The 12,805-nt window shown below is 63.3% G+C and carries 9 protein-coding genes; 6 read left to right on the top strand and 3 right to left on the bottom strand.

All coding sequences use genetic code 11. The features are described 5' to 3' along the window. Nucleotide 1: 1 nt before the first annotated feature. The 3 genes from K0B96_RS05015 to K0B96_RS05005 all read left to right on the top strand — a co-directional run bounded on the left by K0B96_RS05015 (nucleotide 2) and on the right by K0B96_RS05005 (nucleotide 2,270). Nucleotides 2–364 (top strand): cytochrome C oxidase subunit IV family protein, encoded by a 363-nt coding sequence (locus K0B96_RS05015; protein ID WP_220164502.1) that lies wholly within the window; start codon nucleotides 2–4, stop codon nucleotides 362–364. Nucleotides 365–454: 90 nt separating this feature from the next. Then, entirely contained in the window at nucleotides 455–1,282 is an 828-nt protein-coding gene (locus K0B96_RS05010) for a cytochrome c oxidase assembly protein (protein WP_220164500.1), read from the top strand. Nucleotides 1,283–1,334: 52 nt separating this feature from the next. Next, on the top strand, nucleotides 1,335–2,270 hold the full coding sequence (locus tag K0B96_RS05005) for an alpha/beta hydrolase (protein ID WP_220164498.1): 936 nt from the start codon (nucleotides 1,335–1,337) through the stop codon (nucleotides 2,268–2,270). A gap of 53 nt (nucleotides 2,271–2,323) precedes the next feature. On the opposite strand, the gene cysK is transcribed toward K0B96_RS05005, so the two are convergent. Continuing rightward, nucleotides 2,324–3,304 carry a cysteine synthase A gene (cysK, locus tag K0B96_RS05000; RefSeq protein WP_220164496.1) on the bottom strand — a complete coding sequence of 327 codons (981 nt, stop codon included), beginning with the start codon at nucleotides 3,302–3,304 and terminating at the stop codon, nucleotides 2,324–2,326. A 160-nt stretch (nucleotides 3,305–3,464) separates the two neighbouring features. On the opposite strand from cysK, the gene K0B96_RS04995 reads away from it, so the two are divergent. Next, entirely contained in the window at nucleotides 3,465–5,258 is a 1,794-nt protein-coding gene (locus K0B96_RS04995) for an SLC13 family permease (protein ID WP_220164493.1), read from the top strand. 25 nt (nucleotides 5,259–5,283) lie between these two features. Here the strand turns inward: K0B96_RS04995 and K0B96_RS04990 are convergent, their stop codons facing one another. Beyond that, nucleotides 5,284–6,063: an MBL fold metallo-hydrolase gene (locus K0B96_RS04990; RefSeq protein ID WP_220164492.1), complete on the bottom strand. Its 780-nt coding sequence runs from the start codon at nucleotides 6,061–6,063 to the stop codon at nucleotides 5,284–5,286. A gap of 144 nt (nucleotides 6,064–6,207) precedes the next feature. Further along, nucleotides 6,208–7,026 (bottom strand): BPL-N domain-containing protein, encoded by an 819-nt coding sequence (locus K0B96_RS04985; protein WP_255558852.1) that lies wholly within the window; start codon nucleotides 7,024–7,026, stop codon nucleotides 6,208–6,210. A 242-nt stretch (nucleotides 7,027–7,268) separates the two neighbouring features. Here K0B96_RS04985 and K0B96_RS04980 point away from each other — a divergent pair, with 242 nt between their 5' ends. Both K0B96_RS04980 and dnaE read left to right on the top strand, forming a co-directional pair. Next, nucleotides 7,269–8,846: a beta-N-acetylhexosaminidase gene (locus K0B96_RS04980; RefSeq protein ID WP_220164490.1), complete on the top strand. Its 1,578-nt coding sequence runs from the start codon at nucleotides 7,269–7,271 to the stop codon at nucleotides 8,844–8,846. Between the two features lie 191 nt (nucleotides 8,847–9,037). Then, nucleotides 9,038–12,724, top strand: coding sequence for a DNA polymerase III subunit alpha (dnaE, locus tag K0B96_RS04975; protein WP_220164488.1), 3,687 nt, complete (start codon nucleotides 9,038–9,040; stop codon nucleotides 12,722–12,724). Nucleotides 12,725–12,805: the final 81 nt, after the last annotated feature.

Genomic DNA, 12,805 nt, shown 5'->3' with positions numbered 1-12,805 from the left:
CATGAGCACCGTCGCCCATCCCGCTGCCGCCGTCGGTCACGACGGCGATGAAAACCGTTTCCAGATCTACGTGCAGATCGCGATGCTCCTTGCTGTCATCACCGGCATCGAAATCGTCGCCATCTATATCCCCCTGGCCCGCTGGATCATCTTCGGTGGCCTCGTCGTGTTGTCGTTGGTGAAGTTTCTCTTCGTCATTTTCTACTTCATGCACCTGAAGTGGGACAAACCGTTCTGCACCGTCCTCTTCATGATCGGCCTCGCGTGGGGCGGCGGCACCGCGTGGGCCCTTGTGCTCCTCGCCCGCGCCGATGCCAGCCGGCCGCTCACGTCTCCCGCCAACGAGCAGGCGGAGGTTCGGTAAACCCGTCTCATCCACCCTTCTTCTCGCGGCGGCCTTTCGGTCGCCGCTTTTTTTTGTCCTTCCCGGCAGATTCGTGCATCAACTCCTGCGATGATCGACTGGCGCCACTGGCATAACGAACCGTATCTCGTCGGCGGCTTGGTGCTGCTCGGCTGGGCGTGGGCCATTCTCGCCGGCCCGTTGCGCCGCCTTCTCGCACCCGGGGCGGCCTATCCGCGGCGCCAGGCACTCTGGTTCTACCTCGGCCTTTTGATCTTCTACCTCGCGGTCGGTTCACCCTTCGATCAGATCGGCGAACGCTTCCTTTTCAGTGCGCACATGCTGCAACACCAGATTCTGGCGTTTCTCGCGCCCCTCCTCTTTGTGCTCGGTCTGCCTGGCTGGATGATCGACTCGTGGCTCGGTCGCTCCGGATTGCTCCGGTTCGCACGCCTTTTCACCCGCCCGCTCCTCGCAGGGTTCATCTACATCGTCGTCACCTCGATCTGGCACATGCCTTACCTCTACGACTGGGCCCTGCAGGACAAAATCGTGCATGTGATCGAGCACATCATGTTTTTCGCCGCAGCGATTCTCCTGTGGTGGCCGGTGGTGAGTCCGTCCCGCCTCCTCCCGCCCGCCTCTTATGCCGGCCAGATGATTTATGCCGTCTACGTCGTCATCGGCATGACACCGGTTTTTGCCTACATCGTCTTTTCGCAACACATCCTCTACCCTACCTACGAATTCGCGCCGCGTTTGTTTCCAGACTTCGACGCCGCCAGCGATCAGCTCCTCGCCGGCGTGATGATGGAGTTGCTGGGCGTCGCCGTGTCTCTCGCCATATTTGCCACCGCCTTTTTCCGCTGGTACCGCGTCGGCGAGAAACGTGACGCAGCGGAAGCAGACGCCAAGCGCGCCCTCCTTGAAACAACTTAACCTCACCGGCGGCCTCTCCGTTGCACTGTTCCCCGCCTGCTTTCCCCCTCCCATGAAATTTACTCTTCTCCTCCTCTCCATGCTCGCCAGCACTTTCTCAGCGTATGCCGCCGCCCCCGATGTCATTCCGATCTGGCCCGAAGGCGTCCCTGGCGCCCAAGCGAATGGCGGCAAGGAATACGAAAAGGACGGCCGGATCTACAACGTTCAGGACCCCACGCTCACCGTCTACCTGCCCGCGGCCGACAAGGCGAACGGCAGCGCGGTGATCATTTGCCCGGGCGGCGGTTACACTCGCCTCGCCATCGGCCACGAAGGCGGCGACATCGCCGAATGGCTTCGCTCGCTCGGCATGACCACGTTTGTGCTGAAATACCGGCTGCGCGAATACGGCCAGCCGGCGCCGCTCCAAGACATCCTCCGCGCCGTGCGCCTGGTGCGTTCGCGCGCCGCCGAGTTTCACGTCGCTGCCGATCGCATCGGTGTATTCGGTGGTTCCGCGGGCGGACACGTGGCCGCGAGTGCCGGCACACTCTACGATCTGCCGGCCGGCCGCACCGGCGCCGCACTGGATAAGGTCAGCGGTCGTCCCGATTTTCTCATTCTCGCTTATCCGGTGATCACGATGAAGGAACCCTCTGCGCACGCCGGTTCCCGCCACAACCTCCTCGGCGAACATCCCTCCGCTGAATTGATCGCGCAATGGTCCGTGGAGGATCATGTCACCAAAGACACGCCGCCCACATTCCTCATGCACACGGAAGAGGACAAAACCGTGCCCATCGAGAACAGCATCATGTTTTACGAAGCGCTGCGCCACGCCGGCGTTCCCGCCGAAATGCATCTCTACGAAAAAGGCCCGCACGGCGCGGGCATCCGCCCCGGTTACGGCACGACCTCGGACTGGCCCAAACAGGCCGAAGCTTGGTTGCGCGCCCGCGGCTTGCTGCCCACGGTCGCTCCCAAAACCGACGGCGCCGCGCACTAAAAAGCCGGCGGAAACGTTTCCGTTTCACGCCGGCTGGTTGATCGCGAAGCGCCTCAGGCGCTCGCGCCGATCAGGTCGTCCACGCTGTCGCTCTCGACATTCACGTCCGCGAACAGCCAGGACGACAAATAGCGTTCCGCTGACGACGGGATGATCGCCACGATCTGCTTGCCCTTGTTTTCCGGCCGCTTGGCCAGCTCGATCGCCGCCCAGATCGCCGCGCCGGAGGAAATCCCCACCGGGATGCCGTCCAGCTTGGCCACTTCCTTGCTCAACGGAGCCGAGTCGTCCTCCTTCACGCGGATGACTTCGTCGTAAATCTTCGTGTTCAGGATTTCCGGCACGAAACCCGCGCCGAGGCCCTGCAACTTGTGCGGACCAGGCTGGCCGCCCGATAGCACCGGTGAGCCGGACGGCTCGACCGCCACGATCTTCAAACTCGGCTTCCGCGGCTTCAACACCTCGCCGATGCCGGTGATGGTGCCGCCCGTGCCGATGCCCGAGACGATGATGTCCACCTTGCCATCCGTATCGCGCCAGATTTCTTCCGCCGTCGTGCGCCGGTGCACCGCCGGGTTCGCCGGATTCGCGAATTGTTGCAGAATGAAACTGTTGGGGATTTTGGCCGCGAGTTCCTCGGCCTTCGCGATCGCGCCCTTCATGCCTTTCGGCCCCTCGGTCAGGACGAGGCGCGCGCCGAGCACCTTGAGCAGCTTGCGCCGCTCCATGGTCATTGCTTCCGGCATCGTCAGGATCAGCTTCAGTCCCCGCGCCGCCGCGACAAACGCCAGCGCAATGCCCGTGTTGCCGCTGGTCGCCTCGATCAACACCGTTTTTTCATTGATCCGACCGCTCTTCAACGCGTCGTCGATCATCGAGAAACCGATGCGATCCTTCACGCTCGAGAGCGGATTGAAGAACTCCAGTTTCAGCAGAATCTCCGCCTGCGCCCCATGTGCCGCCGCGGTGCGGTTCAAGCGCACGAGCGGGGTGTTACCGATTGTCTCCGTAATGTCGTTATAGATTCGTGCCATAATATTGGGATGGTTTAGGGACAAAAATGCAGACCTTTCGCCCGGCAAAGGCCGCTCAAAACTGTGGCATAAACCAACCCGCCGGCAATGACCGGTCTAACTCCGGCCGCCGCGACTTTTTCACTCGGCGCGCGCCCACCCCTGCCCTTAGCTCCCCGCCGTGACCTGGCAAATCGCCCTCGTCTTTGTGCTGCTGGTCGTGACGCTCTGGAGCTTCGTGCGGGAAAAATTTCCGCCCGACGTGACGGCGATCGCGCTCTTCGTCATGCTCATCGCCACCGGCCTGCTGCCGGCACACAAGGCCTTCACGGTTTTTTCCAATGCCGCCCCGATCACGATTGGTGCGATGTTCGTGTTGAGCGCCGCACTCGTGAAGTGCGGCGCGCTCGATCAGTTCTTCGTCCTGCTGGAGCGCTCAGCCGGCTGGCGCTACAGCGTCGTCGTGGTCGTCCTCGTCGCCGTCGTCGCGACCATCTCGGCCTTCGTTAACAACACTCCCGTCGTCGTCGTCTTCCTGCCCATCGTGCTCAACCTCGCGCGGCGCATGAAGCTCTCGCCTTCGAAGCTGCTCATTCCGCTCTCCTACGGCGCCGTGCTCGGCGGCACGTGCACCCTCATCGGCACCAGCACCAACCTGATCGTCAACAGCATCGCCATCGCCAAGGGGCTGCCCCCGCTCTCCATGTTTGAGCTCGCCTGGCTCGGCGTGCCCACGGCTCTCATCGGTGCGGGCTATCTCGGTCTCTTTGGTCACCGCCTCCTGCCGGACCGCCAGATGCTCACCTCCATCCTGACCGCCGAGGAGCGCCGCGAATATATTACGGAAGCATTCGTCCAGCCTGACTCGAAAATGCTCGGACGCACCTTCGCCGAGGCCGGCCTCGTCAGCGCCCGCGGCATTCGGGTCCTCGAGCTCGTGCGCGACGGCGTCGCGGCGCGGCTCGACCCACCGCCCGTCCTGGAAGCCGGCGACCGCTTGATTTTGTCGTGCCGCCCCAAGGGTATCGTGCACACCCGCGGCATCGTCGGCGTGGATCTCATTTCCGAACTCAATCTCGGACTCGAACAAATCGCCGCACACGAAGGCTCGCTCGTGGAAGGTGTGGTCGCCCCCAGCTCCGATCTGGTCGGCCATACCCTGCGCGAAATCAATTTCCGTCAGCGTTTCCGCATGGTCGTGCTCGCCATCCACCGGCACGGAAAAAACGTCCGCGAAAAAATCGACACCACGGCCATCCAAGGCGGCGATGTCTTGCTCATGATGGGCACCGACCCCGCCATCCAGGCTCTGCGCGCGGGCGACGACATTATTCTTTTCGATCAACCGCCGCTCCCGGCCCGCGCTCACAACAAACGCCTCCCGCTCGCCCTCGGCGTCGCCGCCGCGATCGTCACCACCGCCGCGCTCAATTGGGTGCCGATCGAAGTGGGCGCGCTCGCGGGCGCCGTCGTGCTGTGCCTCACCGGCTGCATCAAACCCCGCGATGCCTACGCGTCCATCGAGTGGAATATCCTCTTTCTCATCTTCGGGATGCTCGCTCTGGGCCTGGCGCTGGAGGAGACCGGCGCCGCCGCGCTGCTCGCGCAAAAGACCGTCGCTTTCGTCAACTATTTCGTGCCGGTGCATTACAAGGCCCTCGCGATGCTCGGCTGCGTTTACGTCATCACCGCGTTGATGACAGAGATCCTGTCGAACAACGCGATCGCCGCGCTCATGGCCCCGATCGCCATCGGCATCGCCCACGAACTCGGCGCCAACCCGCGCGCCTTTGTCATCGCGGTGATGTTCGCCGCCTCCGCGGCATTCTCGACTCCGATCGGCTATCAGACCAACACCTACGTTTACGCCGTCGGCGGCTACCGGTTTGGCGATTTCATGAAAATCGGCATTCCGCTCAACATCCTGTGTTTCGTCGTCGCGATGGTGATCGTGCCAGCCATCTGGCCGCTTTAGCGAGCCGCAGCGCTCCCGTAGCCTGTCACAGTTTCAACCGTAGCCCGTCGTAAGCCAGCCGCACGTTCATCGGCAGGCCGGCTTCCGTGGCCGCGTGATCGCTTAAATGCGTCAGGTGCGTCAACCAGGTCATCGGCGCGCCGACGTCTGCCGCCGCCGTCACCGCCTCGCCAATGCTCATGTGCGAGGGGTGCGGCTGCGGACGCAACCCGTCCAGCACCACGGCCGCCGCACCCTTGGCAAACTCCACCGCCTCCCGCGGCAGACGCTTGCAATCCGTGTAGTAGGCAAAACTCACGCCGCTGCTACGCTCCGTGAAAACCAACCCCAGGGTGTTCACGCCTCCGTGCGGCAGCAGCGTCGAACGGATCGTGCCCTGCGGCAGCTCCAACTCCACCGGCATTTGCTGCAATCGAAACGCCGGATAACCCCGCACCAACGGCCGTTCCATGATGGCGTAAGGATAGATCGCCAGCACCCTGCTCATCCCTTCATCCGTCGAGTAAACCGTCAACCCCTCGCCGCCCAGCAGGTCGCAAAACCGCCGCAAATCATCCATCCCCGCGATGTGATCCGCATGCCCGTGCGTGAGGATAAACAAGTCCGTGCGCGCCACCTTTTCTCGCACGCACTGCAGCCGGAATTCCGGCGCGGCGTCGACCTGCACATGCAGCCCGTCCATCACCACGTGGATCGACGCCCGCGTGCGCCGGTTGCGTGGATCCGCCGAGGTGCAAACCGCACAATCGCAACCGATCATCGGCACGCCCTGCGACGTGCCCGTGCCGAGAAAAATCACCTCCATGGTCCCAACGCTGCGCTCCGCGCCGCCGTTGTCGAGACGCGGAATTGCCGCCGTTTCGCCGCCTCCTCTCCCCTTGCCTCTCAGCGCTCCGCCGTGCTCCCGCCGTCTTCTGGCCGCGGCACGGCGGGTCTGGCCGGCGCTCAATCACTTCGCCGTCGCGACCGTCTCTTTCTCGCCCAGCCAAGCCAGCGCTCGCGGCACCACGTTTTCCAATCCGGGCGTGTCCTCAGAATGAGGACTGATGGTGATCACTCGGCCCTGCCCAAACGTCGTGTAAACCGCGGCCGGCGAGTTCACCATGACACCTTTCGGCGAACCGAAGTCTGCGATCTCCGTCCGAAACAGGGCCGCCACCCGATAGGCCGGCAGATCGGCGCGTCCCAGCGGTTTGATGATCGGGCCGTTGTGGTAGCGAATGGAAAATGGCCGCGCGACATCGCCGAAAATTTCCTTCCCGTCATCCGTCAACTGCATCTGCAAAGTCGCCCCGCCCCGCTTCCATTTGTTGGAAACCGTCTTCGCATTCAAAATGCCGAGTCCCCAGTCAAAGCCCGCGCACGCCAGATAAGCCCCGGCGCAAATCCCCAGATAGCCGCCGCCGTGCTCGACGAACTGACGCACATTCTTGCGCCCCGCTTCGCCAATCGCTTTCGCCTGCGCACTCCCGCTGCCGCCCGAAAAAATGATGATATCAAACTGCGACAAATCCCGCGTCCCGATTTCCTCCGGCTCCAGCGCCGTTACTTTCGCCCCGGGCAACTGCTCCGCGCGCTTCGTCACGCTCTTGATGCCCTTCTCGCCCGAACCCGGCCCATCGTAAATCGCGATGTTCAACGGCCGCACCTGAGCCGGCGCCGCAAACAAGTGCGGCGGGTTCACCGGCGCTTCGGCCGCACGCAGACGCGCGCCAGCGGTAATCAACAGCATCATGGCCAGATTCCAGCGAACAAGGGAAGCGATCACCCCGCCGACCAAGCACGACTTTCCGCCGCGCACCAGCCTGCCGTTTTTACGTTTTTCCGGCGAAATCACCCTCGCCGCCCGTTTTCCGAGGGAGCGGGCAACGCGGCCGATTCTGTCAACCGGGTAAAAATGCGACACGGCCGCTGCCTAGCGATACCCGTCGGTCTCCGCAGAAAACGCGCGCCGCTCGTCACTCCGGCTCGCCAACGCTGCTCCAACCCTCCTTCCTCCGCGCTTTCGCCATGATGCTCGTTACCCCGGCTCTCATTCCTCAACCGCAACAGTGCACGGTCCTCGATCGCCCGCCCTTCACGCTCACCGCTGACACCGCTCTCCACGCTCCCCCTGCGCTCGCCCACGCCGCGGAGCAACTCGCTGCACGCCTCCGTTTCGCCACCGGCTGGAAATTCCCCGTGCTCGCCGCCGCCGCCGATCACACTCCCTCACCGGCCGCCATCGTTTTCGTCGCCAGCGCTCACATCGCTCACCCCGAGGGTTATTCGCTGCGCGTCACCAGCGAAGGCGCGCTGATCACCGCGGCGGCTGACGCCGGCGCCTTTTACGCCGCCCAGACGCTCCTCCAACTTTTCCCGCCCGCCGTTTTCGATTCCGCTCCGCGTCCCGACCTCGCGTGGACCGCCCCAGCCATCGAGATCTCGGACGCGCCCCGTTTTCGCTGGCGCGGCGTGATGGTCGACAGTGCGCGCTTTTTCCAGCCGATCGCTGCGCTCAAAAAATTCGTCGATGTCCTCAGCCAGCATAAATTCAACGTCTTCCACTGGCACCTCGTGGACGACCAAGGCTGGCGCATCGAAATCAAAAAATATCCGCAGCTCACCGCGGTCGGCAGCCAACGCCGCGAGACCGTGCGCGGTCATTCGGCCCTGAACCTTGGCGGCGACAACGCGCCGGTGGCGGGCTTTTACACGCAGGAAGAAATCCGCGACTTCGTCGCCTACGCCGCCGCCCGACACATCCACGTGCTTCCCGAAATCGAGATGCCCGGCCACGCCCAGGCGGCGGTCGCTTCATATCCCGAATTGGGCCTCCTCGCCCAGCCCCGCGACGTGAGTTGCACGTGGGGCATCCACGAAACGCTTTTCAACACGAAGCCCGCCACCTTCGCTTTTTTGCAGGACGTTCTCACGGAAGTCATCGCGCTCTTCCCGTTCGAATACCTGCACATCGGCGGCGACGAAGCCGTGAAAAAACAATGGCAGGACGATCCCGCCACGCAGGCTCACCTCAAGTCCCTCGGCCTGCCGGACGAAGAGCATCTCCAGAGCTGGTTCATCCAACAAATCGAAACCTTCCTTGCTGCTCGCGGACGCAAGCTCGTCGGTTGGGACGAAATTCTTGAGGGCGGCCTCGCAAAAACCGCCACCGTCATGTCGTGGCGCGGCACCGAGGGCGCGATCGCCGCCGCCCGCCATGGCAACGACGCCATCATGTGCCCCAATCCGTTCGTCTATTTCGACCACTATCAAACCGACACGCCCGGCACTGAACCGCTCGGCATCGGCGGCAACTCGCCCCTCGCGAAAGTCCACGGCTACGAGCCCATTCCCGCAGAACTCTCCGCCGCTCAAGCCCGCTCAATCATCGGCGTGCAGGGCCAGCTCTGGACTGAATACATTCCCACCTCCGCCCGCCTCGAATTCATGGCCTTTCCCCGCGCCTGCGCCCTCGCCGAGGTCGCGTGGAGCGAGAAATCGCGCCCCGATTTTGCGCACTTTCTCGCGCGTCTTTGCACGCATCTCCGCCGGCTCGACGTGCAGGATGTCCGCTATCGCGCGCCCCTCGAATACGTGCGCGCCTGACCGCCCCGCCGCTCGCCATTTTCCCTCCGCCGACCGCGGCTGCCGCCCGTCCACGACCGCTCGCCTCACGTCGGCCGCAGCCGGCACTCCCTCGCGCGCCGCCCGCCGTAAAACCATGTCGCGGAAGCGAAATTTTTTCGCGCCCGCCTTTCCTCTTGCGCCGCCCCGCGCGCGCCGTTGCCTCACTCCTTGTGCCGAGCGCTGACCAGAATTTCGTCCATCTTCACGTTCACACCGACTACAGTCTGCTCGACGGCGCCTGTCGCATAGATCGCTTGATGGACCGCGCCGCCGAACTCGGCATGCAGGCTCTCGCCCTCACCGATCACGGCAATCTTTACGGCGCGATCGAATTTCTCAATGCCGCCAAGGGCAAGGGCATCAAGCCTCTGCTCGGCTGCGAACTCTATCTCGCCGAAGGCTCCCGCCTCGAGAAAAACGGCCGCGCCGACGACGGCAAAAGTTACTACCATCTCGGTCTCCTCGCCAAGAACCTCACCGGCTACCAGAACCTTCTCAAACTCGTCTCCGACGCGCACCTCAAAGGCTTCTATTACAAGCCGCGCACCGACATCGACACGCTCGCCCGCTACGCCAGCGGCCTCATCGGTTTCACCGGCTGCCTCGCCTCCGTCGTGCCGCAGCATTTGCTGCATGATCGTTTCGAAGACGCCCGCAAAGCCTGCGCCCGCTTCGTGGATATCTTCGGCCGCGAAAACTATTTCGTTGAGTTGCAGGACCACGGCCTCGCCGAACAGCGCAAAATCATTCCGGGCCTGCTGAAACTCGCCGAGGAATTCGGCCTCAAGACGATCTGCACGAACGACGTTCACTACGTCAACGCCTCCGACTCCGGTCCGCACGACGCGATGCTCTGCATCCAAACCGGCGCGAAAATCGCCGAGGAGAAGCGCATGCGCTTCGATACCCAGCAATTTTATCTCAAGTCGCGCGCCGAGATGGAACAGATCTTCGGCGAGGTGCCGGAGTCGGTCACCAACACCCAGCTCGTCGCCGAGATGTGCGACGTCACTGTGCCCTTCCCCAAGGGCAGCGAACGTTATCCGCGCTACCCGCTTCCGCCGGAAATCAAGGCGCAGCATACTCCCGCCGGCTACCTCGCCCAGCTCTGCGTCGAAGGCCTGCGCCAGCGCTACAACTTCGAACACGCCTCCGTCGTCACGCATCCCGTCGTCGTCGAACGCCTCGCCAAATTCGAGAATCTTCCGCCCGGCCAAAAACCGTCCGCGCCCGATTACACCGGCCTCACGACCGAGGAGGAGCTCGTCGTGCGCATGGGCTTCGAACTCGCGATCATCAACGTCACCGGCTTCGTCGATTACTTTCTCGTCGTCTGGGATTTCATCCACTGGGCGAAGTCCCACGCGATTCCCGTCGGGCCCGGCCGCGGCTCCGGCGCCGGTTGCCTCGTGGCATATCTCCTCGGCATCACCAACCTCGACCCGATCCGCTTCAAGCTCCTGTTCGAACGCTTCCTCAACCCCGAACGCGTTTCCCCGCCCGACTTCGATATCGATTTCTGCATGCGCCGCCGCGGCGAAGTCATCGACTACGTCCGCCAGAAATACGGCAACGACTGCGTCGCCAACATCATCACCTATGGCACGCTCGGCGCGAAGATGGTCATCCGCGACGTCTCGCGCGTTCACGATCTGCCCTTCGCCGAGGCCGACCGCCTCGCCAAGATGATTCCCGACGAGCTCAACATCTCGCTCGCCGACGCCATCGCCAAATCCACCGAGCTTCGCACCGAGATCGAACGCAATCCCGTCGCCAAAAAAATCGTCGACCAGGCGCGCGTCCTCGAGGGCATGGTCCGCAACACCGGCAAGCACGCCGCCGGCATCATCATCACCGACCAGCCCCTCGACGACTTCGTCCCGCTTACCTTGCAGGAAGGCGATGTCACCGTGCAGTTCGACATGAACGCCGTCGGCAAACTCGGTTTGCTGAAGATGGATTTTCTCGGGCTCAAAACGCTCACCGTCATCGCCGACGCCGTCGACAACGTCCGCCGCACGGCCAACCCGAAATTCGACATCGAAAAAATCCCTTTCGATGACCCGCCGACCTACGCATTGCTCAATGCCGGCAAAACCATCGGCGTCTTCCAGCTCGAATCCGGCGGCATGCAGAACGCCTCGAAACTCGTCGGCATATCCAACATCGACGACATCAACGCCGTCGGCGCGCTCTACCGTCCCGGCCCGATGCAGTTCATCCCCGATTACGCCCGCGGCAAAAAAGATCCCGCCACCGTCACTTACCCGCACCCGCTGCTCGCGACCGTGCTCAACGAAACCTACGGCATCATCGTCTATCAGGAGCAGGTGATGGAGTGCGCGAAAGTCATCGCCGGCTACACGCTCGGCGGCGCCGACATGCTCCGCCGCGCCATGGGCAAAAAGGACGCCGACGCGATGGCGAAGGAGCGCGTCAAATTCGTCGAAGGCGCGAAACGCGTGAACGACATCGACGAAAAGAAAGCCAACGAGATCTTCGACCTGCTCAACAAGTTTGCCAGTTACGGCTTCAACAAATCCCACTCCGCCGCTTACGCCGTCATCAGCTACCAGACCGCGTTTCTCAAGGCCAACTACCCTGTGCAGTTCATGGCCGCCGTGCTCACCGCCGAGCTCGGCAACGCCGAAAAAGTCTCCCACTTCGTCGCGGAAGCCGAAGCCATGGGCCTCACGGTCCTTGGGCCCGACGTCAACGAATCGCGTGAGATGTTTACTCCCGTCGGCGACAAAATCCGCTTCGGTCTCGCCGGCGTCAAAGGCATCGGCGAACAAGCCGCGCAAAAGATCATCGCCGAACGCGAAGCCAACGGCCCCTACGCCGATTTCGACGACTTGGTGCGCCGCGTCGACAGCCGCGCCATCAACAAACGCGTCTTGGAACACCTCGCCAAAACAGGCGCGTTTGATTTCGCCGGCGAGGCCCGCAAAAGCCTCTTCGACCGCATCGACGCCGCCATCGCCGGTGCCGCCGCGCACGCCCGCGATCGCGCCGCCGGGCAACACAGCTTCCTCGACATGCTCGCCGAGGCGCCTCCGAAACCCGTCCCCGTTTCTGCAAGCGGGGCGCCCTCACCCCGCACCTCCTCTTCTGTGGGCGGGGAGCCCTCGCCCCGCGCTACAAGCGCCGCCGCCTCCGCCGAATTTCCCCCGGCCGAACTCCTCGCGTTCGAAAAGGAACTCCTCGGTTTCTACGTCTCCGGCCACCCGATGAACCTCTTCGCCGGCCTCGCCGACGCCATCGACACGTTCACCGAAGAGCAACTCCTCGCCCAAGGCGATCGCACCGAGTTCCGCCTCTGCGGCATCGTCGGCAATATCACCAAACGTCTCTCGAAAAAGGACAACCGCCCGTGGGCCGCCTTCACCCTTTCCACGAAGCGCGCCTCGACACCCCTTAACATGTTTGCCGACGGCTTCGCGGCCTACGGCGCCAACCTCGTCGAAAACGCCCCGGTGCTCGTGCAGGGCAACATCATCGTCAATCAGGAAGGTGCGCGCGTAAACGTGAAGGAGTGCTATCCGCTCGACGCGTTTGTGACCGGCATCGTGAAAAAGGTCACCTGGCTCCTCCACCCCTCGCACCGCGACACCGCCGCCTTCATCCGCCTCCTCCGCGAGACCATCACCAAGCAAAGCGGCGATACGCGCATCGACGTCGGATTTTTATTCGACGGCCGCGTGGCGCCGATCGCCGAGGCCAGCCATGCACTCACTTGGAAACTCACCGTGACCGGCTTCCAACACCTCCGCGCCCACCCCGCGGTCGCCGGCGTCCTGCTCGAGACCAAACGCCTCGAATTGAAGCAAGACCGCCGCTGGGCCAAACGCGCCTGACCGGAACGCCCTTTCACCACCACCCGCTCGCCCCCCCGCCACGCCCGCCTCGCGCTCATTTCGCAACGCCTCCCCCGTCCT

It is taken from the genome of Horticoccus luteus (assembly GCF_019464535.1).
In the GTDB taxonomy this organism is placed as follows: Bacteria; Verrucomicrobiota; Verrucomicrobiia; order Opitutales; family Opitutaceae; genus Horticoccus; species Horticoccus luteus.
Note: the sequence above shows the minus strand (reverse complement) of the source record. Positions and strands in the feature narration are given on the sequence as shown.